The sequence below is a fragment of the Streptomyces sp. NPDC047515 genome, assembly GCF_040643055.1.
Classification (GTDB): Bacteria; Actinomycetota; Actinomycetes; order Streptomycetales; family Streptomycetaceae; genus Streptomyces.
In genome coordinates this window covers 1-21,518 of sequence record NZ_JBEYTM010000039.1, presented here as the reverse complement: position 1 = coordinate 21,518, position 21,518 = coordinate 1, and the positions used below count along the sequence as shown (strand labels likewise).

At 71.3% G+C, this 21,518-nt stretch carries 18 protein-coding genes and 1 pseudogene; 14 read left to right on the top strand and 5 right to left on the bottom strand.

Annotated features, from left to right (window positions below):
• Positions 1-132: 132 nt before the first annotated feature.
• On the bottom strand, positions 133-1,578 hold the full coding sequence (gene argG / locus ABZ826_RS27140; RefSeq protein WP_361453522.1) for an argininosuccinate synthase: 1,446 nt from the start codon (positions 1,576-1,578) through the stop codon (positions 133-135).
• 242 nt (positions 1,579-1,820) lie between these two features.
• Between argG and ABZ826_RS27135 the strand changes: the two genes are divergently transcribed.
• The 13 genes and pseudogenes from ABZ826_RS27135 to ABZ826_RS27075 all read left to right on the top strand — a co-directional run bounded on the left by ABZ826_RS27135 (position 1,821) and on the right by ABZ826_RS27075 (position 17,310).
• Positions 1,821-4,505 carry a beta-N-acetylglucosaminidase domain-containing protein gene (locus ABZ826_RS27135; RefSeq protein WP_361453519.1) on the top strand — a complete coding sequence of 895 codons (2,685 nt, stop codon included), beginning with the start codon at positions 1,821-1,823 and terminating at the stop codon, positions 4,503-4,505.
• 220 nt (positions 4,506-4,725) lie between these two features.
• Positions 4,726-5,694, top strand: coding sequence for an NADPH:quinone oxidoreductase family protein (locus tag ABZ826_RS27130; RefSeq protein ID WP_361453516.1), 969 nt, complete (start codon positions 4,726-4,728; stop codon positions 5,692-5,694).
• Positions 5,691-6,878, top strand: a complete 1,188-nt coding sequence (locus ABZ826_RS27125; RefSeq protein ID WP_361453513.1) for an acyl-CoA dehydrogenase family protein — start codon at positions 5,691-5,693, stop codon at positions 6,876-6,878. Before ABZ826_RS27130 ends, ABZ826_RS27125 begins: the two co-directional genes overlap by 4 nt.
• The gene (locus tag ABZ826_RS27120) at positions 6,875-8,005 is read left to right on the top strand and encodes an acyl-CoA dehydrogenase family protein (RefSeq protein WP_361453510.1); all 1,131 of its coding nucleotides are present in this window, start codon (positions 6,875-6,877) and stop codon (positions 8,003-8,005) included. Before ABZ826_RS27125 ends, ABZ826_RS27120 begins: the two co-directional genes overlap by 4 nt.
• 174 nt (positions 8,006-8,179) lie before the next feature.
• The gene (locus ABZ826_RS27115; protein WP_361453507.1) at positions 8,180-9,784 is read left to right on the top strand and encodes an ABC transporter substrate-binding protein; all 1,605 of its coding nucleotides are present in this window, start codon (positions 8,180-8,182) and stop codon (positions 9,782-9,784) included.
• A 23-nt stretch (positions 9,785-9,807) separates the two neighbouring features.
• Complete coding sequence (locus tag ABZ826_RS27110; RefSeq protein WP_361453681.1) at positions 9,808-10,773, top strand: ABC transporter permease; 966 nt, start codon at positions 9,808-9,810, stop codon at positions 10,771-10,773.
• Positions 10,766-11,623: an ABC transporter permease gene (locus ABZ826_RS27105; protein WP_361453504.1), complete on the top strand. Its 858-nt coding sequence runs from the start codon at positions 10,766-10,768 to the stop codon at positions 11,621-11,623. The genes ABZ826_RS27110 and ABZ826_RS27105 overlap by 8 nt, the downstream gene beginning before the upstream one ends.
• Positions 11,624-11,700: 77 nt before the next feature.
• The gene (locus ABZ826_RS27100) at positions 11,701-12,618 is read left to right on the top strand and encodes an ABC transporter ATP-binding protein (RefSeq protein WP_361453678.1); all 918 of its coding nucleotides are present in this window, start codon (positions 11,701-11,703) and stop codon (positions 12,616-12,618) included.
• Positions 12,611-13,408 (top strand): ATP-binding cassette domain-containing protein, encoded by a 798-nt coding sequence (locus ABZ826_RS27095; protein WP_361453501.1) that lies wholly within the window; start codon positions 12,611-12,613, stop codon positions 13,406-13,408. The genes ABZ826_RS27100 and ABZ826_RS27095 overlap by 8 nt, the downstream gene beginning before the upstream one ends.
• A 67-nt stretch (positions 13,409-13,475) precedes the next feature.
• Positions 13,476-14,393 (top strand): phosphatidylinositol-specific phospholipase C/glycerophosphodiester phosphodiesterase family protein, encoded by a 918-nt coding sequence (locus tag ABZ826_RS27090; protein ID WP_361453498.1) that lies wholly within the window; start codon positions 13,476-13,478, stop codon positions 14,391-14,393.
• A gap of 134 nt (positions 14,394-14,527) precedes the next feature.
• Complete coding sequence (locus ABZ826_RS27085; RefSeq protein ID WP_361453495.1) at positions 14,528-14,722, top strand: hypothetical protein; 195 nt, start codon at positions 14,528-14,530, stop codon at positions 14,720-14,722.
• Between the two features lie 138 nt (positions 14,723-14,860).
• A pseudogene (locus ABZ826_RS27080) lies at positions 14,861-15,562 on the top strand (hypothetical protein); the annotation flags it as partial.
• A 158-nt stretch (positions 15,563-15,720) separates the two neighbouring features.
• Positions 15,721-17,310, top strand: coding sequence for a hypothetical protein (locus ABZ826_RS27075; protein ID WP_361453492.1), 1,590 nt, complete (start codon positions 15,721-15,723; stop codon positions 17,308-17,310).
• An 18-nt stretch (positions 17,311-17,328) separates the two neighbouring features.
• On the opposite strand, the gene ABZ826_RS27070 is transcribed toward ABZ826_RS27075, so the two are convergent.
• The 4 genes from ABZ826_RS27070 to ABZ826_RS27055 form a co-directional block, all read right to left on the bottom strand.
• Positions 17,329-18,339 (bottom strand): alpha/beta hydrolase, encoded by a 1,011-nt coding sequence (locus ABZ826_RS27070; RefSeq protein WP_361453489.1) that lies wholly within the window; start codon positions 18,337-18,339, stop codon positions 17,329-17,331.
• A 177-nt stretch (positions 18,340-18,516) separates the two neighbouring features.
• Positions 18,517-18,855, bottom strand: a complete 339-nt coding sequence (locus ABZ826_RS27065; RefSeq protein ID WP_361453675.1) for a DUF779 domain-containing protein — start codon at positions 18,853-18,855, stop codon at positions 18,517-18,519.
• 155 nt (positions 18,856-19,010) lie between these two features.
• The gene (locus ABZ826_RS27060) at positions 19,011-19,760 is read right to left on the bottom strand and encodes a polysaccharide deacetylase family protein (protein WP_361453486.1); all 750 of its coding nucleotides are present in this window, start codon (positions 19,758-19,760) and stop codon (positions 19,011-19,013) included.
• A gap of 30 nt (positions 19,761-19,790) precedes the next feature.
• Complete coding sequence (locus ABZ826_RS27055; RefSeq protein ID WP_361453483.1) at positions 19,791-20,372, bottom strand: hypothetical protein; 582 nt, start codon at positions 20,370-20,372, stop codon at positions 19,791-19,793.
• A gap of 89 nt (positions 20,373-20,461) precedes the next feature.
• Here ABZ826_RS27055 and ABZ826_RS27050 point away from each other — a divergent pair, with 89 nt between their 5' ends.
• Positions 20,462-21,397, top strand: coding sequence for a M48 family metalloprotease (locus ABZ826_RS27050; protein WP_361453480.1), 936 nt, complete (start codon positions 20,462-20,464; stop codon positions 21,395-21,397).
• Positions 21,398-21,518 lie beyond the last annotated feature (121 nt).

Below are 21,518 nucleotides of genomic sequence, written 5' to 3'. Positions count from 1 at the left end.
CCTTGGTGATGAGGAAGGGCATGACGTCGCGGTACGCCTGGAAGAACGGGTCCAGCGCCAATGGCGCCGAACCGGCCTTCTCCGGTGATGCGTTCCCCCTGAGGGTGTCGGACCTTCCGTCCGACGGGCTGGTCAGTCCGTGCCGAACTCCATCGCGGCGCGGTCCAGCATCTCGTCCTCGCCGGAGACCTCGCCACGGGAGGCGATGGCCTCGGCGCCGCCCTCCGGCATGGTGCCGATCAGCCCGGTCGCGGCCGCCTGGGCAGCGCCGATGGCGGGATTGGCGGTGCCGATCAGGCCGATCCCGGCGTACTGCTCCAGCTTGGCGCGCGAGTCGGCGATGTCGAGGTTGCGCATGGTGAGCTGGCCGATGCGGTCGACCGGGCCGAACGCCGAGTCCTCGGTGCGCTCCATGGACAGCTTGTCCGGGTGGTAGCTGAACGCCGGGCCCGTGGTGTCGAGGATCGAGTAGTCCTCGCCGCGCCGCAGCCGCAGCGTCACCTCGCCGGTGACGGCCGCGCCGACCCAGCGCTGGAGCGACTCCCGCACCATCAAGGCCTGCGGGTCCAGCCAGCGGCCCTCGTACATCAGCCGGCCGAGGCGCCGTCCCTCGTTGTGGTACTGGGCGAGGGTGTCCTCGTTGTGGATCGCGTTGACCAGGCGTTCGTACGCCGCGTGCAGCAGGGCCATGCCGGGCGCCTCGTAGATGCCGCGGCTCTTGGCCTCGATGATCCGGTTCTCGATCTGGTCCGACATGCCCATGCCGTGCCGGCCGCCGATGGCGTTCGCCTCCATCACCAGGTCGACGGGGGAGGGGAACTCCTTGCCGTTGATCGTCACCGGGCGGCCCTGGTCGAAGCCGATGGTCACGTCCTCGGTGGCGATCTCGATCGAGGGGTCCCAGAACCGCACGCCCATGATCGGCTCCACCGTCTCCACGCCGGTGTCCAGGTGCTCCAGGGTCTTGGCCTCGTGGGTGGCGCCCCAGATGTTGGCGTCCGTGGAGTACGCCTTCTCCGTGCTGTCGCGGTAGGGCAGGTCGTGGGCGACGAGCCACTCCGACATTTCCTTGCGGCCGCCGAGTTCGGTCACGAAGTCCGCGTCCAGCCAGGGCTTGTAGATCCGCAGGTGCGGGTTGGCGAGCAGGCCGTACCGGTAGAACCGCTCGATGTCGTTGCCCTTGAAGGTCGAGCCGTCGCCCCAGATCTGTACGTCGTCCTCAAGCATCGCCCGGACCAGCAGGGTGCCCGTGACGGCGCGGCCGAGCGGCGTGGTGTTGAAGTAGGCGCGCCCGCCCGAGCGGATGTGGAACGCCCCGCACGTGAGCGCGGCCAGGCCCTCCTCGACCAGTGCCGCGCGGCAGTCGACCAGGCGCGCGATCTCGGCGCCGTAGGTCTTCGCACGGCCGGGCACCGAGGCGATGTCGGGCTCGTCGTACTGGCCGATGTCGGCGGTGTAGGTGCACGGGACGGCGCCCTTGTCGCGCATCCACGCGACAGCGACCGAGGTGTCGAGACCGCCCGAGAAGGCGATGCCGACGCGCTCGCCGGCGGGGAGAGAGGTGAGGACCTTAGACATAGGAAGAGTATGCATAATCTCGCATGATCATGCAAAGTCCGCCGCGATCGTCTTCTTCGGGCCCGAGTCGTCGCCTGCCGGCGTCGCCTGCTGTCATGCCTCACGAGTGGGGCTTGTGGATGCAAAATCGCAGGTCAGTGAGTTGATGTTGTCCAGACCATTGACATGTAAGCGTCGTGATGTTGAATTCAGTGTTGTTGTGTTGCGCGACTCCGGTGACTTGAGTGATCAATGGAGGACCAGTGACGCCTCGCCCATCCCGTCTCACCGCGCTCGGCGCGGCGGCGACCCTGCTCGCGGGCGGCCTGCTGACCGCAGTGCCGCCCGCTCAGGCAGCCGACAGCACCCGGACCACCCGTCAGGCGCAGGCCGACGACGGCCGGGGCACTCCGGTCATCACGCCGACCCCGCAGTCCGTGAAGAACCGAACCGACCGGATCACCATCAGCCCCACCGTCACCCTGGTGGCGGGCGCGACCTCCGACGAGCCTTCCCTGCGCGTGGTGGAGAGCGCGCTGCGCCGGGCCGGAGCGCAGCGCGTGGTACGCGGGGACAAGCCCGGCAGGAGCGGGCTCACCGTCCATGTCGGCGATGCCGCCGCGCTCGCCGCCCTGCGTCTCGACGGCCCGTCGGCACTGCCCGCCGACGGCTACGTCCTCGGCATCGGCGCCGATCGCATCGTCCTCGCGGGCAAGGACACCACAGGCACCTACTACGCCGCACAGAGCCTGCGCCAGGTCCTGCCACAGGAGAGACATCCGGGTGCCGAGGTCGCCGGGCTCGCCGTGCGCGACTGGCCCGGCACCGCGCTGCGCGGGGTCATCGAGGGCTTCTACGGCACCCCGTGGTCGCACGAGGCCCGGCTCGACCAGCTCGACTACTACGGCGAGCACAAGATGAACATCTACGTGTACTCGCCGAAGGACGATCCGTATCTCCGGGCGAAATGGCGCGACTCCTACCCCGCCGACCGGTTGGCCCAGATCAAGGAGCTCACCGACCGGGCCGTCCAGCGGCACGTGGAGTTCACCTACGCGCTCTCGCCCGGCCTCTCGGTCTGCTACAGCTCAGATGCCGACGCCGAGGCACTGGTCGAGAAGTTCCAGACGATCTGGGACATCGGCGTGCGGACCTTCGCCGTGCCGCTCGACGACATCAGCTACACCGACTGGAACTGCGCCGAGGACAAGGCGAAATGGGGGACCGGCGGCGGCGCGGCGGGCGCGGCGCAGGCCTATCTGCTCAACCGGGTCAACAAGGAGTTCATCTCCACCCACCCGGGCGCCCAGCCACTGCAGATGGTCCCCACCGAGTACTACAACGTCTCCGCGTCGCCGTACAAGAAGGCGCTGTCCGAGCAGCTCGACCCCGATGTCCTCGTCGAATGGACCGGCGTGGGAGTCGTTGCCCCGACCATGACCGTCGCCCAGGCCGAGGCCGCCCGCGCGGTCTTCGGCCACCCGATCCTGACGTGGGACAACTACCCGGTCAACGACTACGCGACCGACCGGCTGCTGCTCGGCCCGTTCAACGGACGGGAGAAGGGGCTGCCCGGCGAGCTGGCCGGGATCACCGCCAACCCGATGATCCAGCCGTACGCCTCGAAGATCGCCCTGTACACCGTCGCCGACTACGCGTGGAACGACGCCGCGTACGACCCCCGCACCTCGTGGGGCGAGGGGCTCAAGGAGTACGCGGGCGGCGACCCGCGCACCGAGAAGGCGCTCCGGGCCTTCGCCGACGTCAACTACAGCTCGGCGCTCAACAAGGACCAGGCTCCCGAACTGGCCGCGGAGTTCGCCGACTACTGGAAGTCCGGCGACGCCGCCCACCTCGCCTCGGTGCTCGGCGTGCTCGGCTCCGCCCCCGACCGGTTGCGCAGCGGTCTCCCGGACCGGGGCTTCCTCGCCGACTCCGGCCCCTGGCTGGACGCGACCAAGTCCTGGGCCGTCGCCGCCCGTACGGCTCTGAGCATGGTCGAGGCCGCCCGCGCCGGGAAGGGCGCGCAGGCATGGGAGCTCCGGCAGCGGTTGGCCGCACAGGTCACCACGGCGAAGTCCTTCACCTACACGGGCCTGGACGGCCGCAAGGTGCCGGTCCTCGTCGGTGACGGGGTGCTGGACCGCTTCATCGACGCGGCGAACGCCGAGCACGACCGGATACTCGGGGTGAGCGGGCGGCCCTCGGTGACGACCAGCCTGGGTACGTATCAGAGCAACGCGCCGGCGCGGATGCTCGACGGCGACGACTCCACCTACTTCTGGAGCGATGGGGCGCCCGCCGCCGGTGACGGGATCACCGTGGACCTGGGCCGGATACGGGACATCGGCGACATCACTCTCGCCATGGCCAAACCCGGCAGCGCCGACGACTACCTCCACGAAGGGGTTCTCGAGTACTCGGCCGACGGACAGCAGTGGCAGCAGCTCATCGCCTTCTCCGGAAGGCCGGACGTCACCGCGACCGTGCCGGCCGGAACCAAGGCGCGCTATGTGCGGGCACGGGCGACCGCCGGCCAGGAGAACTGGCTCGTCGTGCGCGAGTTCGGCGTGGCGACCGCGGATGGAGCCGTGACCGGCGGACCGCCCGCCGCGGCCGGATCCTCGCTGCGGGCGGCCTCCGACGGAGACCCCGGCACCGTCTACCGGGCGGCCCGCGCCCCTGAGGCGGGGGAGGCGCTGGAGGTGGCGCTCGGCACCGCTCGTTCCGTACGGTCCGTCACCGTCCTGCAGCCGGCCGGATCCGCCGGTCGCGCCGACATCCAGCTGCGGGGCGCCGACGGATCCTGGCAGACCATCGGCGCGCTCGACGGCCCGTACAGCCGGGTGCGCACGGCGGCCCGCACGGCCGACTCGGTACGTCTTCTCTGGCGTACGGGTTCGGCGGCGCCGCAGATCGCCGAAGTGGTGGTGACCGGGCAGGACTGAGGCCCGGCGGGCGGACGGGGGAGAGGGATCCCGCCGTTCGCCCCCGGCTCACGCAACCCTCCCACGCCCGGTCCCGCCCGAGGAGTTTCGGGCGGGACCGGGCGCATCCCTGTGCGTCTGAGGCCGAAACCGGCATGGGCAGGTAGTTCCCACAGAGGCAAGCGACCGCTTAGTATGCGCCGAAGCAGTGGTAATGCCGACAGTGTTGTGGAGGCCCCTCATGCAGGCATGGCGAGTGCACCGGAACGGCGAGCCGAGCGAGGTGATGCGGCTCGAAGAGACCGACCGGCCCACGCCCGGTGACGGGCAGGTGCTCGTCGAGGTGCTCGCGGCGAACATCAACTTCCCCGACGCGCTGCTCTGCCGCGGCCAGTACCAGGTGCGCCCGCCCCTGCCGTTCACCCCCGGCGTGGAGATCTGCGGCAGGGTGGCGGACGGACGGCGGGTGCTCGCCACCCCGGCTCTGCCGAACGGTGGATTCGCCGAGTACGTCGTCGCGGACGAGGCGGCGCTCCTGCCCGCCCCGGAGACCCTGGACGATGCCGAGGCCGCCGCCCTGCACATCGGCTACCAGACCGGCTGGTTCGGCCTGCACCGCAGGGCGCACCTCCGGGCGGGCGAGACCCTCCTGGTCCATGCGGCGGCCGGTGGTGTCGGCAGCGCGGCCGTCCAGCTCGGCAAGGCGGCCGGAGCCACCGTCATCGGTGTCGTCGGAGGCCCCGAGAAGGCCGAGACCGCCACCGCGCTCGGCTGCGACCTGGTCATCGACCGCCATGGTGAGGACATCGTCGCCGCGGTCAAGGAAGCCACCGACGGACGCGGCGCCGACGTGGTGTACGACCCGGTCGGCGGCGACGCGTACGCCAAGTCCGTGAAGTGCATCGCCTTCGAGGGCCGGGTGGTCGTCGTGGGTTTCGCGAGCGGCGTCATCCCCGCCCCGGCGCTGAATCACGCCCTCGTCAAGAACTACTCGATCGTCGGGCTTCACTGGGGCCTGTACAACACCAAGGACCCGACCGCGGTCCGCGGCTGCCACGACGAGCTGACCCGTCTGGCGGCTCAGGGTGCCATCAAGCCGCTGATCAGCGAGCGGGTCGAGCTCGCCGGGGCCGCTGCTGCCGTACAGCGGGTCGCCGACGGCACCAGCACCGGCCGGATCGTCGTCCTCCCGTCAGGAGCCGCCCGATGAAGGCCCCCGACGCCGCCGAACTCCGCCGCCGCGCCCAGGACCTGCTGGCCGCACACCCCGCGGCCACCACCGATCGCACCGACTTCCTCAGGGCACGCTTCGACGCCGGACTCGCCTGGGTGCACTACCCGGCCGGCCTCGGTGGTCTCGACGCGCCGCGATCCCTGCAGCCCGTCGTGGACGCCGAACTCGCCGCCGCGGGCGCCCCCGACAACGACCCGCGCCGGATCGGCATCGGTCTCGGCATGGCCGCTCCCACCATCCTCGGCTACGGCACCGACGAGCAGAAGCAGCGCTTCCTGCGGCCGTTGTGGGTCGGCGAGGAGGTCTGGTGCCAGCTCTTCAGCGAACCGGGCGCGGGCTCCGACCTCGCCGCGCTCGGCACCCGCGCGGTCCGCGACGGCGAGGACTGGGTGGTCGACGGGCAGAAGGTCTGGACGTCCAGCGCCCATCTGGCCCGCTGGGCGATCCTCATCGCCCGCACCGATCCGGACCAGCCCAAGCACCTCGGCATCAGCTACTTCATCTGCGACATGACCGACCCCGGTGTCGAGGTCAGGCCGTTGCGTCAGATCACCGGCGAGGCCGAGTTCAACGAGGTGTTCCTCACCGGTGTACGCATCCCGGACAGCAGGCGCCTCGGCCCGGTCGGCGAAGGCTGGAAGGTCGCCCGGACCACCCTGATGAACGAGCGGGTCTCCATCGGCGGGGCGCGCATCCCGCGTGAGGGCGGCATGATCGGCCCGGTCGCCCGCACCTGGCGAGAGCGGCCCGAACTGCGCACCCACGACCTTCATCAGCGCCTGCTGACCCTCTGGGTCGAGGCCGAGGTCGCCAGGCTCACCGGCACCCGGCTGCGCCAGCAGCTCGTCGCCGGACAGCCCGGCCCCGAAGGCTCCGGAATGAAGCTGTCCTTCGCCCGGCTCAACCAGGAGATCAGCGGCCTGGAAGTCGAACTCCTCGGCGAGGAAGGCCTGTTGTACAGCGATTGGACGATGCGCCGCCCGGAGCTCGTCGACTTCACCGGACGTGACGCCGGCTACCGATACCTCCGCTCCAAGGGCAACTCCATCGAGGGCGGCACCAGCGAGGTACTGCTCAACATCGTCGCGGAGCGCGTACTCGGCCTGCCCGTCGAACCGCGCAACGACAAGGACGTCGCCTGGAAGGACCTGGCCCGATGACCGCACCGACCGAAGAGACCCGGGCCCCCGATCTGCTGTACTCCGAGGCCGAGGACGATTTGCGGGCAGCGGTGCGGTCACTGCTCACCGACCGGTGTGACGCGCCGACGGTGCTCGCCCGCGTCGAGTCCGACACGCCCTACGACCCGCGGCTCTGGAAGGCCCTCGCCGCCGACATCGGCACCGCGGGGCTGCTGGTGCCGGAGAGGCTGGGGGGCCAGGGCGCGAGCCATCGCGAGGCCGCGGTGGTGCTGGAGGAGCTGGGCCGCAGCGTCGCCCCCGCCCCGTATCTGACGAGCGCGGTCGTCGCCACCGAGACGCTTCTCGCGCTGCCGACGCAGGACGGGCCGGTCGAAGGTCTCCTCGGCGACCTCGCCACCGGGCACAAGGTCGCGGTCCTCGCCGTGCCGTTCTCCGCCTCGGGGCCCGGAGCCGCGCAACCGGCCGGTGTCGTCGCCGGCGAGGTGGAGGGGAGGATGACCGGCGTCGCCGACGCGTCCGCGGCCGATGTGCTGCTGGTGCCCACGACCGACGGCCTGTACGCGGTGGAGACCGGGGCCGAAGGTGTCACCGTCGAACCCGTCGTCCCCCTCGACCTGACCCGCCCGCTCGCCACCGTCACCCTCGCCGGCGCCGTCGGAATCCGTCTGGCCGACGGCGCGTCCGCGGTCGCCGCCGTGCGCCGGGGGCTGTTGGCCGGTGCCGGTCTGCTCGCCTCCGAACAGCTCGGAATCGCCGAGTGGTGCCTGACCGAGACGGTCCGCCACACCCGTGAACGGCACCAGTTCAACCGGCCGATCGGCTCCTTCCAGGCACTCAAGCACCGCATGGCACAGCTCTGGCTGGAGGTCGTCTCGGCCCGCGCCGCCGCGCGGAACGCCGCGGACGCCCTCGCGACCGGCAGCCCCGACACGCCGTTGGCGGTGGCCGTCGCACAGGCCTACTGCTCGAAGGTCGCGGTGCACGCGGCGGAGGAGTGCATCCAGCTGCACGGCGGCATCGGCATGACCTGGGAGCACCCGGCGCACCTGTACCTCAAGCGCGCGAAGGCCGACTCGATCGCGTACGGCACGGCAGGACACCATCGCGGGACCGTCGCCGAACTCGTGGAACTGCCCGCGCCGTAGCCGGACGCGGGGAACGGCCCGCGACACCGGGGGACTTGGGAGCGGAGGTGTGTGCACACGCACCTCCGCTCCGTCGTTCTCCCCTGCGGCGGGGTACCGAGCATCCCTTTACCTGTTGTTTAATTGCGACTGACTCGCAACAACAGTCGATCTTCAATAAGGGATGTGCAGAGTATGACGGCCCGATCGATACGGGGAGCGGTCGCCGTGACACTGGCGACCGTGCTGTCGTTGACCGCGGCGGCCTGTTCACAACCGGGTGGCACGGACGGCAGCGGCTCCGGCTCGGGCGCGGGGGACTCGGCGGTGGTCGGTATCGCCTACGAGCCCGACAGTCTCAGCCCGCTCCTGGGCTACGGCAAGGACGGCAACTCCAAAATATTCGACGGGCTGCTCGCCCTCGACGGGAACATGAAGCTGAGGCCCGCGCTCGCCACGGCCCTGCCCGAGGTGAGCGACGACGGACTGACGTACACGTACAAGCTCCGCGGTGGCGTGAAGTTCAGCGACGGGAAGCCGTTCGGCGCGAAGGACGTCGTCTTCACCTACCGCACCATCCTCGACGAGAAGACCAACAACGCGTCCCGGACCGAACTGGACGCGGTGAAGAGCGTCGAGGCGTCCGGCGACGACACCGTGGTCTTCACGCTCAAGTACCCCTACGCGCCCTTCGCGCAGCGCACGGTCCTGCCCATCGCCCCCGAACACGTCGCGGGCAAGCAGGATGTCAACACCGGCGCCTTCACCACCCACCCCATCGGCACCGGACCGTACCTCCTCACCAAGTGGTCCAAGGGCGAGAAGCTGAGCTTCAGGGCCAACCCCGACTACTGGGGCGGGGCGCCGAAGGTGAAGAAGTTCACCATGGCGATCATCAAGGACGACGACGTACGCGCCACCCGGCTGCGCTCCGGCGAGCTCGACGGCGCGATCCTGCCGCCCAACCTGGCCAAGGGCTTCGCCCGCGGCAGCGGCATGCGGACGTACGCCGCCACGACGTACGACTACCGCACGGTGACCCTGCCCACGCACAACAAGGTCGCGGGCGACACCGCGATCCGCCGCGCCCTCGACGTAGCCGTCGACCGCCGGGCCATGGTCGACTCCATCCTCAACGGCGAGGGCAGGCCGGCCTACGGTCCCGTCCCCACCGACAGCGAGTGGTTCGCCAAGGGCACCGAACGCCCCCACGACCTCGCCGCCGCCAAGAAGATCCTCGACGAGGCCGGGTGGAAGCCCGGCAAGGACGGCATCCGCACCAAGGACGGCGTACGCGCGGCGTTCCCGCTCTGGTACCTCACCGGCGACAAGCTCCGCCAGGACCACGCGCTCGCCTATGCCTCCGACGCCAAGAAGGCCGGCATCGCCATCACCACCGAGGCCGGGACCTGGGAGGTCATCGAGCCCCGGATGAAGCAGGACGCGGTCCTCGCCGGCGGCGGATCGCCCGCCGACCCCGACTTCGACCAGTACACCCTGCTGACGTCCTCGCTCGCGGGCGACGGCTTCAACAACATGGCGTGGTACGACAACAAGGCCGTCGACCAGGCCCTCGAAGCGGGCCGCAGAAGCGGTGACCAGGCCGCACGCAAGGCCGCCTACGACACCGTCCAGCGCGAACTGGTGAAGAACCCCGGCTACACCTTCCTCACCCACATCGACCACCTCTACGTCGTGAAGGACCGATTCGGCACCCTCACCACCCAGGTCGAACCGCACGACCACGGTCTGGCTTCCGGCCCGTGGTGGAACGTCGAGGACTGGACGCCGAAGAAGTGAGCCACCGCCTCCCCTGGGGGCCGATGGGCAGGATGGCGGGACGGCGGGTACTGCTCGCCGTCCCCGTCCTGGCCGTCGTGACGTTCGGTGTCTTCGCCGTGGCCGCCGCCTCCCCCTTCGACCCGGTCAAGGCGTACGCGGGCACCGCGGGCCTCACGGCCTCGCAGGAGAACCTCGATCAGCTGCGGGCCAACCTCGGCGTCGACCAGCCCCTCGTGACCCGCTGGTGGAACTGGCTGACCTCCGCGCTGAGCGGTGATCTCGGCGACTCCAGCGTGATGCGCCAGCCGGTCGCCGATGTCATCGGCGAACGCCTGGGCTGGTCCGTGCTGCTCGCCGCGACCGCTTTCCTCCTCGCAGTCGTCCTGGGAACCGGCCTCGGCGTGCTGGCCGCGCGCAGGCCCGGCGGCCTCCTCGACCGGTGTGCCGGCTCGGCCGCGTACACACTCGAAGCCGCCCCGGCCTTCTGGCTCGGACTGCTCGCCATCTGGTTCTTCGCCCTGAAACTCGATGCGCTCCCGGCCGGCGGCCTCACCGACGCGGCCAGCGACACGGTCACCTTCGGCCAGGTCGCCACCCACCTGGTGCTCCCCGCGGCCGTGCTCGGGATCTCCCAACTGCCCTGGTTCTTCCTCTACGTACGACAGGGCGTCGCCGACGCGCTCGACGAGGACCCGGTGCGCGGGGCCCGTGCCCGCGGACTGCGTGAACGCACCGTGCTGCTCGGCCACGCACTGCGTTCCGGGATGCTGCCGATGCTCACCCTCATCGGCTCCCGCGTCCCCGAACTCATCACCGGTGCCCTGCTCGTCGAGACGGTCTTCAGCTGGCCCGGCATCGCCGCCGCCACCGTGCAGGCCGCCACCTCCGTCGACTTCCCGCTGCTCGCGGCACTCACGGTGCTCGCCACCGCGGCGGTCGTCCTCGGCAACCTCCTCTCCGATCTGCTGTACGCGATCGCCGACCCGAGAGTGGGCTTCGATGGCTGAACCCGTCTTCGGGAACACCCGCCGGGCCACCCGCCGCATCCGCGTCGTGAGCTCCGTCGGAATCGTCGCCGCGGTGCTGCTCGCGGTCCTCCTGGTACCGCCGCTGGTCCAGCTCGACCAGCAGGCCGTCGACCTCGCGGCGAAACTCAGGCCGCCGTCCTGGAAGCACCCGTTCGGCACCGACGACGTCGGCCGCGACCTGCTCCTGCGATGTGTCTACGGGCTCCGCGTCTCGCTGCTCGTCGGCATCGTCGCCGGGGTCACCGCCACCGTCATCGGGACCGCGGTCGGCGCGCTCGCCGCCGCGTTCGGGGGGTGGACCGACCGGATCGTCATGCGACTCGTGGACACCTTCTCGTCCGTACCCCATCTGCTGCTCGGTATCTTCATCATCGCGATGTTCCGGCCCGGCGTCGGACCGGTGATCGTCTCCGTCGCCCTCACGCACTGGCTCTCGACGGCCCGGATCGTCCGCTCCGAAGTGCTGTCGCTGCGCTCGCGGCCGTTCATCGACGCGGCGATCTCCGGCGGCGCCTCGCGCGGGCGGGTCGTCGTCCGGCATCTGCTGCCCGCGGTGCTGCCACAGGCGGGTCTCGCGGCGGTGCTCATGGTGCCGCACGCCATGTGGCACGAGTCCGCCCTCTCCTTCCTGGGGCTCGGACTCCCCACCCACCAGGCGAGCCTGGGCAACCTCGTGCAGCAGGCGCGCGGTTCGCTGCTCGCCGGGGACTGGTGGCCGACGCTCTTCCCCGGTCTGTTCCTCATCATCCCGACCCTCGCTCTGGCAGGACTCGCCGGCGCCTGGCGGGAACGGATCAACCCCCGACGCCGATCGGAGCTGATGCTGTGAAGACCACCCCGGACCCCCAGGCTCCGGACTCGTCGGCCCCGGTGCTCTCCGTCCGCGGGCTCTCCGTCCGCTTCCGGATGCGCGGCGGACGGCACATCGCGGCAGTCAGCGACGCGCACTTCGACCTCGCAGCGGGGCAGTGCCTGGCCCTGGTCGGCGAGAGCGGCTGCGGCAAGTCCGTGCTCGCTTCCGCGCTGCTGGGGCTGCTCCCCGGCAACGCGCGCACCGCGGGCTCGGCGGTGCTCGGGGACGGCACCGATCTCCTCACCGCCGATGAGCGGACCCTCGCCCGCACGGTACGGGGCCGCCGTGTCGCGCTCGTACCGCAGAGCCCCGCGGCCCATCTCACCCCGGTCCGTACGGTGCGGGCCCAACTGGAGGAGACTCTCCGCGAACTGACCGGTACCCGGAAGCCTGCGCTGCGCGCGGCGGCGGAGAGGGCCGCCGCGCGTGCCGCGTTTCCGGCCGACCACCTGGACAACCACCCGCACCAGCTCTCCGGCGGACTCGCCCAGCGCGCCGCCACCGCGCTCGCCCTGATCGGTGACGCGCCTGTGCTCCTGGCAGACGAACCCACCACCGGACTCGACCGCGACCTGGTCGAGCGGACCGTGGACGAACTGCGCCGCCACACCGACGGGGGCCGGGCGCTGCTGATCATCACCCACGACCTGGCGGCGGCCGCACGGATCGCCGACCGGGTCGCCGTGATGTACGCGGGCCGCATCATCGAGCTCGACGACGCCGACCGCTTCTTCGGCGAGCCGGGTCCGCGCCACCCGTACGCCCGCGGTCTCCTCGACGCCCTGCCCGAGCGTGCGTTCACCGCCATTCCCGGAATGCCACCGGAGCTCGGAGCACTTCCCGACGGCTGCGCGTTCGCGCCGCGCTGCGGCCGCGCCGACGACCGGTGCTCCGTACCGCCCCCGTTCGACGGCCGTCTCGCCTGCCACCACGGTGTGCGGGCAGGCGCGGAGGAGTCCGCCCATGCTTGAACTCACATGCGTCACCGCCGGATACGACCCCCGCGACCCCGTCGTCCGCGATGCCTCGCTGGCGGTCGCCCCCGGAGAGTCCGTCGGGCTGCTCGGCCCGAGCGGCTGCGGCAAATCCACCCTGGCCAGGGTCGCCGCCCTGCTGCACCGGCCGGACGCGGGTACGGTCACGCTCGACGGCCGACCGGTACGGCGCTGGCGGCACCGCGCCCCGCGTGCCCAGCGCACGGCGGTCGGTGTCGTCTTCCAGCAACCCCGGCTCTCGGCCGACCCCCGGCTCAGTCTGCGCGAACTCATCGCCCAACCGCTGCGGGCGACCGGGCGGCGCACGGAGGTGCCGGACCGGGTGGCCGAGCTGGCACCGGCCGTCGGACTCACGGCCGAGCTGCTGAACCGGCGCCCGCACGAGGTGAGCGACGGTCAGCTGCAGCGCGCCTGCCTGGCCAGGGCGTTGGTCCTGCGGCCGCGCTGGCTGATCTGCGACGAGATGACCGCGATGCTCGACGCTTCGACGACCGCCGCGCTTGTCGCGGTGGTCGAGGCGTACCGACGCGAGCACGGGGCCGGACTGCTGGCCGTCGGCCACGACCGGGTGCTGCTGGAACGCTGGTGCGACCGCACGGTCGGCTGGCAGGAGATCTCCGGAGCGGGAGCACCGCGGGAGTCCATGAGTCCGACCGGAGCTGCGGCGGCGCCAACCAGTGCTGGACCGTCCCGGCCTGACCCGGGGAACAGCAGGCGACGAGGGTACGACAATCCGGTCAACTCTTGTGTGGTACAGGACCGTTGATGGATTTCTGATTCCATACTCGGTCGCGTCCGGCCGTCCGGCCCACCCCTCGTCCCCGGGAGAACCCATGGCGTTCCCGACCCGTCGAACCGTCGTCAGCACCGCGCTCGCCACCGTGGCCGCAGGCGCGGTGCTGACCCTCCAGACGGCCGCCGCGTCCGACGCGTCCGCCGCGCCCTCGGCCGCGGGTCGGCACCGCCCGCGCCCGCTGCGCCGGGCCCACGCGCACAACGACTATCTGCACACGCGCCCCTTGTACGACGCACTCGCCCACGGTTTCACCAGCGTCGAGGCCGACGTCTTCCTGGTGGAGGGGGAGTTGCTGGTCGCCCACGAGGTCGCCGACCTCGACCCCACCCGTACCCTTGCCTCGCTCTATCTCGACCCGCTGCTGGCCAGGGTCCGGGCCCATCACGGCGCCGTCCACGCCGGCTACCACGAACCCGTTCAGCTGCTGATCGACATCAAGACCGACGGAGCGGCCGCCTACCTCGAACTGGATCGTCAACTCCGCGACTACGGACGCATGCTGACGATATATCACCAAGGGCGGGTGCGGCCCGGCGCGATCACGGCCGTCGTCTCCGGTGATCGCGCCGCCCGCGTCCCCATGGAGGCGCAGCGCACGCGGTACGCCTTCTACGACGGCCGGCCCGAGGACCTCGGCGCCGCGGCCGCCGCCTCGTTCATCCCGCTCATCAGTGGCAGCTGGAGCGACAGCTTCGTTTGGCGCGGAACGGGCCCCTTCCCCGCGGCCGAACGCGACAAACTGCGTTCCCTCGTCGCCGCGGCCCACCGCAGCGGCCGACGCGTCCGCTTCTGGGCCACGCCCGACGTGGCGGGGCCAGAGCGCGACGCAGTGTGGACCGAACTGCTGGCGGCCGACGTCGACCACCTCAACACCGACGACCTGGCGGGGCTGGAACACTTCCTGCGTACCCATGACAGGGATGCCCGGACCGACACCGCACCCCTCGGCGGCTGACCCGGAGCACCGATCGCAATGTGACAGCCAGTCAACACCCATATGGCGGACACGCCAGTCCGCCGGATGGCCTCCTCGCTACGCCACACTGGCGGCCGAATGCCGCAATTCCGGCGCGGCTAAGGAGGTTGGCCATGGCCATTTCGATCTCACTGGTGGTGCTTCTGCTGATCCTTGCGGTGGTTTTCCTCCGCAACGGGGGGCTGAAGATCTCGCACGCGGTGGTCTGCGCCATGCTCGGGTTCTTCCTCGCGGGGACGAGCATGGCGCCGACCATTCAGAACGGACTGACGGCCACGGCCGACGTCGTCAGCAGTCTCAAGCCCTGACTTCGGCGTCCCGTCCCCGCCGCCCCACGGCGAGAACGGGGGACTCCCTCGTCGGCGAAGGGCGATCGCGGTGGCTCGGCCGGTGCCGGCTCCGGCTCCGGTGAGGTCGACGGCCCGGCGGGTCCGTGGCGCGGAGTTGCTCCCCACCACGAGTACTGCACCACGGGCCGCTGCTGCCGCTGCCAGCAGCGGCCCTGGACCACGAGGTCGGGCGATGAACGGCTCTGCGGCCGGTGTGCCGCCTGCTGCCGCGAATGCGGCCGGGCCCCGGCACCGCATCTGGAGGGGCTGGACGGTGGCCTCTGCCGGGACTGCCGCGGTCTGTGCGGCCGTTGTCGCGACCCAATGCCACGAGACGGCGGGTGCCCGTGCCGGAAGTGGCGGGAGAGGGCGGGGAACGACCCGGTCGGCTATGTCCTTCAGGCGTTTCCCCAGCCCCTGGTGCAGGCGATCGGCCACCGTCTTCCGTCGTCGGTACCCGCGTTGATCCATCGCGAGCTGGCCACGCGCAGTGCCGACCAGTTGCTGGACCGACTCGAACGCCGATGGAATCTCCGCTGGGCCCACGCGCTCCACGAGAAGGGCGAGGACGGCCGGCAGCGCTGGAGTGCCACGGACATCGCCGAGCAACTGCTGCGGCCCGGTTCCTGTTCCCGTCCGGAGTGCGAGCACGGCACCCTCGTGACCACCGGCACCGCGTGCACGCACTGCCGACGGCCCGGACACCGCTTCGTTCCTTCAGCGGCCGGACGAGCCGCGACCTCGGACCACGCGCGGACGACGGCCGCCGAGATCCGACGGGCGATGCTCGACCACCGCGTGCGCCGTCACAGCCGGTAACCCGGACCCCTGGCCGGCTGACCCGGGTCGCCTCGCGACGCGCCGTATTGCGGTGCCGTGAAGCGGGCATGAAACACCGCGCACTTCCATGGACACCTCAAGGCGGTGGCTCTAGCGTCGGGCGGCGGCGCGACCCCCGTACCCGACCGAGGAGTCCGATGTTCCCTTCGTCCCGAAGAGCGCGTTCTCGCGCGCTGGTCCTGGCGCTCGCCCTCTGCGGCACCGCACTCCTGGCGCCAGGCACCGCGGCCTCGGCGGGCGAGATCCCCAAGGCGCCAGGACACCGCCTGGTCGGCGACTACGCAGGGGCGCCCGCCACGGCCTCGCCCGTACCCGGGCGGGCACCACCGCAGCACCCCTTCCTCGCCCCCAACGGACGCAGCACCATGCACGCCGACGCGGCGGGCAGCGGCACCCACCCGTACTCGGGCCCTCTCGGCCGCAGCCCCGCAGTCCGCAGCGAGAAGATCGCCCCACTCGGCGGGGAGTGCGCCACCGCCACCTTCGACTCGGCGGGCCGGCTGATCACGGTGTGCGGCACATTCACCGGGTTCCTGCTCAAGCTCCTCGATCCGCGCACCCAGGACACTCTGGCCGAGTACAAGCTTCCGCAGTGCTCCTCGACCGTCGAGGCCATCACCCGCCTCGACTTCTCGAAGATCTTCAAGGACACGTCGGGCGGCGCCTACTTCTACCTCGACGAGCAGGACCGCGTGGTCCTCGCCGACTCCCGCCAGCACATCCTGCGGATCGCCCACGAGCGTACGGCGGACGGCAGTTGGCGTTTCGTCGTCGCCGACGACTGGGATCTCACCGGGCAGGTACCGCACGACTGCGTCAGCTGGACCAACCTCTTCCCCAGCGGCACCTGCGATCCCGTCACCTCCGTGATGCCCGACTGGCAGGGCCGCATCTGGTGGGTGACCCGGCTCGGCAGGGTCGGTACGGTCGACCCCACAACGTCCGTCATCCGCTCGGTGCGGCTCACGGGGGAGGAGATCCAGAACTCGTTCTCCGTAGCGCAGGACGGTGTCTCGATCGTCTCCGACCACGCCCTCTACAGCTTCGCGGCCGCGGCGGACGGAACCCCACGGGTGGCGTGGCGGCAGACGTACGACCGGGGAACCGGCACCAAACCCGGCTCGGTCGACCAGGGCTCCGGCACCACGCCGGACCTCTTCGGCGACGGGGACGACTATGTCGCGATCACCGACAACGCCGACGACCGGATGAACGTCCTGGTCTACCGCCGCGCCATCGACGTGCCCGCGGACCGGCGGCTCGTCTGCAAGGTCCCGGTCTTCGGCTCCGGCGCCTCGACCACCGACAACTCCATGATCAGCTGGGGCAACAGCCTCGTCGTGGAGAACAACTACGGCTACGAGAACCTGACGTCCCTGCTGCTCGGGAGGAGCGTGGTGGGCGGCGTCACCCGGATCGACGTGCGGGCGGACGGCAGCGGCTGCGACACCGTGTGGCAGAGCGCCGTCCGTTCACCCTCGACCGTGCCCAAACTCTCCACCGGCAATGGTCTGTTGTACTTCTACGAGAAGGAGCCCAACAGCCTCGGCATCGACGCCTGGTACCTGACCGCGGTGGACTTCCGCACCGGCGAACGCCGTTGGAAGAAGCTCACCGGCACCGGCCCCTCGTACGACAACAACTGGGCGCCGATCACCATCGGTCCCGACGGAACGGCCTACGTGGGCGTGTTCAACGGAATCGTCGCGGTTCGGGACACGGAGTGACCGGGGCCGCCCGCGGGCTCAGCCGGCGGCGCGCACCTGAGGCGATCCCAGCCATTCGGTGAGCAGTCGGTTGACGTCGGCGGCGCGCTCCTGCTGGATCCAGTGCCCGCACCCCCGCAGGATGTGGGAGGAGACCAGACCGGGCAGGGTCTCGGGGAAGCTCTCGATGGCGTCGGCCATCCAGGTGGTCGACGCGTCGAGCCCCCCGCCGATGAAGAGCGAGGGCTGTCCGATCGGCGCGCCGTCCCAGGCCGCGAGATCCTCCCAGTCACGGTCGACGTTGCGGTACCTGTTGAGCGCCCCGGTCAGACCGGTCCGCTCGAACTCCGCCGCGTAGAAATCGAGATCGGTCCCGCTCAGCCAGGAAGGACGGGCGCCGGAGGGGAACCGGTCGCGCAGCCGTGCCCCCGGCGGGACGAAGAAGAGACTGCCCTCACCGCCCGACGGCATCGTGTCGGCGGAGAGTCCGGCGTAGAACCCGGCCAGCCAGCCGCGCACATCGGGTTCGATCTCCGCCTCGGCCCGTCCCGGGGTCTGGAAGTAGCTGACGTAGAACTCCTCGTCGCCACCGATGCGGCTGAAGGCTTCGGTCGGCCGGTGACCGTTCCGCGGTGCGTACGGGACGCTGAGCAGGGCCACGGAGGTGAAGACCTCGGGCATGAGCAGCGCGCTGTTCGCCGCGATCGTCGAACCCCAGTCGTGGCCCACGATCGTCGCGGATTGTTCACCGAGTGCGTGGACGACGCCGACGTTGTCGGCGACGTGGTCCGCCATCCGGTACGCCTCCGCCTCACCGGGCTTCGACGAGCGTCCGTAGCCACGCACATCGACGGCGACCGCGCGACAGCCCGCCGCGGCGATGGCCGGCAACTGGTGGTGCCACGAGTACCACGACTCGGGGAAGCCGTGGACCAGCAGGACCAGGGGGCCGGTGCCCTGCTCCACCAGATGGATACGCCCTCCGGGCACCTCCACCAGTCGGTGGACGGCGTCCGGCAGCGAAGCGGTGTGCGGATCGGTGGATGGCATGTGCTTCTCCTCGTGGGGCGACCGGCTGACGTGCGAGGGGGCCGCCGAGCGACGCGGGTCACCCGGCCGGGTGTGCCTCGCCCGTCGGTTCCATCTGCGCAACGATCATTCGGTCGGCGCCACCGTACCCACAAGAATTCTTGCCGCTTCGGCAAACGGCCGGAGCACGGCGCCTCCTCAGGAGCCGACGAGCCGGGACCGGATCAGGAACCGCACGCCCTCCGGGGCCTCCAGAGAGAATCCGCCGCCCCGCCCCTCCACCACATCGATGATCAGCCGTGTGTGCGCCCACAACTCGAACTGACTCCTCGACATCCAGAACGGCACACGCTCCGCCACCCCGTCGACGTCGAGCGAGGTCAGCAACACATCGGAGCCGCCGGTGCGGAACTCGCCGTCCTGGTAGCACATGGGCGCGCTGCCGTCGCAACAACCGCCCGACTGATGGAACATCAGCGGGCCGTGTGCCGCGCGCAACCGGCGCACCAGATCCGCGGCCGCGGGGGTGAGCTCCACCGGCGGCGCGTCCGGCGGGCTCGTCGTGGACGCCTTCGGGGATTCCTCGCCGTCCGGGCGGCCCGGGAACGGATTCTGCGTCTCGTCTCGGTTCATGCATCAGCCCTTGTCGCATCGGATGGCGCACCGGTCGGCTGGGACGATCGGTGCGAACGCTACCAGTCCGGATCCGTTCGGCAAGGGGCGTGCGAACGCAGCGGTCCGATCGTCAGCCCCCGTTCGCCGCAGGTGTCGATGATCCTGGGGAGCGCGCCGAGCGCGGAACGCCAGGCGCCGGGCGCCGAGGTCACGTCGCTGTCGTGCAGCAGGATGGTGCCCCCGCCGCGCAAGCGTGAGGTGACGGTGCGATGGACGGACTCGGCGGTTGCGCGACGGGTCCAGTCTCGGCCCCAGGCGGTCCAGAGAACCGGAGTGGGTCCCAGGCCCGACGCGGCCAGGTGCGCCGCGGTGATCATCGCGCCGTACGGGGGCCGGAAGAGGCGAGGCACCTCGCCGGTGACATCGGCGACGAGGTCGCGGGCCCGCCGCAGATCGCCGAACGTGGCCTTCGGCCCGCGCAGCGGGAGCGGCCGGTGGTGCCACCCGTGGACACCGATCTCGTGCCCGGCCGATGCCATGTCGCGCAACAGGCCGGGGGAGCGCCGGCTCATGGAGCCCAGGACGAAGAACGTGGCACGGATGCCATGGGCGTCCAGGAGGCGCAGGAAGAACGGAGTGGACAGCGGATCCGGCCCGTCGTCGAAGGTCAGCGCGACGTGGCCGGGCCGACCGGCCCCCGACAGCCGCGGCAGCAGCCTCGTGCGCAGCGGTCCGAGCGCGGACAGGGCGGGCGCGCACTGCGCCGCTGCCAGGGCGGGAAGTGCATAACAGCCCAGGCGCAGTGCGGTATTGGCGGACGACGGCATGGAAGCTCCCCAGGCGCGGGCAAGTGGCGGTCAACGGTCGAGTGCGTGTACGAGTTCATGGCTGCTGTGGCGGAACGCCGCCTCGGTGGTCTCGGGGGCCGCCATCCCCGTCACCGCGACCGCGGCTGCGACGAGAACGGCGGCCGCGCTCCTTCGGTGCGGGGCTCCACGGCCGCCGCGCGCCGCGCCCCATCGAACCGTCGTCGTGTCACCGGCCGACGGCCGCATGGCGGCCGCGAGCACGGCGGCCTCGGGACGCGGCCCGGCCGGGCGGTGGAACAGAGCCAGGCCGGCTTCCCTGTGACGTTCCCGGGCCGGTCCGGAGACAAGCGCGGAGAGGACCGGTGCCAGCCGGTCCGCTGTGCGTATCCACGGGGCCGGCCCTGCTTCTTCGAGAGCGGTGGCATTGGTCCGGCCGTGCCCCGGTATGCGGTTGTAGGAGACGACGGGCAGCCCTGCGGCAAGTGCTTCCAGGGAGGTGAGGCCACCTGCGTTCTGCACCAGCACGTCGACGGCGTGCATCAGGGCCGGCGTGTCCTCGACCCATCCGAAGACGTGCCCGATGCCGGCGCCGCGCAGCCGGGCGGCGAGGCCGGCGTTGCGGCCGCACACCACCACGGGGGTGACCCCGCCGAGGTCGCGTACCTCCCGCGCCGCGCTTGCGGACGCCTGCGGCGCGCACCGCAGGAGGACGGCTCGCGGTGATCCTTCTCCTTCTCGTCCCCGTCGTTCTCGCCTTCGACCTGCCCCCGTTGGCACGGGCGGCGGTCGAGCGGCTGAACCCGACCGCGGCCCTTCTCCTCCTCACGGTGACGACGGTGGTGCTGGCCGGATGCTCGCCGGCCGCGCTGGGGGTGCTCATGCTCTCCGGGCTGCTGAAGGTTCCCGCCGTCGCGGCGATCGGCGCACTGTGCCACCCGTTCGTCGCCGCCCCGCGTGTGCTGATGATGCCCGCCGCCGTGCTCTCGCTGGGCGCCCTCGGCGTCTGTGCGTGGAACCTCCTGAGGTCGGCCCTGCGCCAGACGGTGGCCCTGCGCATGGCCAGGAGTCAGGCCGACACCCGTTACACCGCGGGGGACCTCTGCATCATCGACACGCCCCACCCCGACGCCTACGCGCTTCCGGGCCGGCCGAACCGGATCGTGGTCACCACGGAGATGCTCCGCAGCCTCGATGCCGCGGAGCGCGAAGCCCTCTTCGCGCACGAGCGCGCGCATCTCGACGGCCGTCACCACTACTGCCTGGCGCTGACCGAACTCGCCGCCCACTGCCACCCCGGCCTGCGGGCGGTACGCGCCGCCGTCCAGATGTCCGCGGAGCGCGCCGCGGACGAAGCCGCCGCAGCGGCTACCGGGGACCGGCGTCTGACGGCTCGTGCGATCGGACGTGCGGCGCTGGCCGTCCGCGCGGCACAGTCCCACAGGCCGTCCTTCGCCCCCGCGGCCACGTCCGGACCGGTACCGCAGCGCGTCGCGGCCCTCCTGCGGGCCCCGAGGCCGCACAGCCGTCGGGCACTGGTCGCCGTGGCCGCCCTGCTCCTGTGCGTGATGACCGCCTCGCTCGCCGGGGTGGCGGCCGGAGTACGTGACCTGCGCCGCAGCGTGGAGGTGGCCCAGGGGGAGCCGCCGGAAGGCTGAGAGCCTGTCGGGCGGCCTCTGATCGAGCGGCCACGCCCTGGCACGCACTCCCCCAAGGCCTTAACGACCTCGCCCGCGATTGTCAGCGGCGTCGCGGCGTCCGGGACCTCCGCCTCCGGCG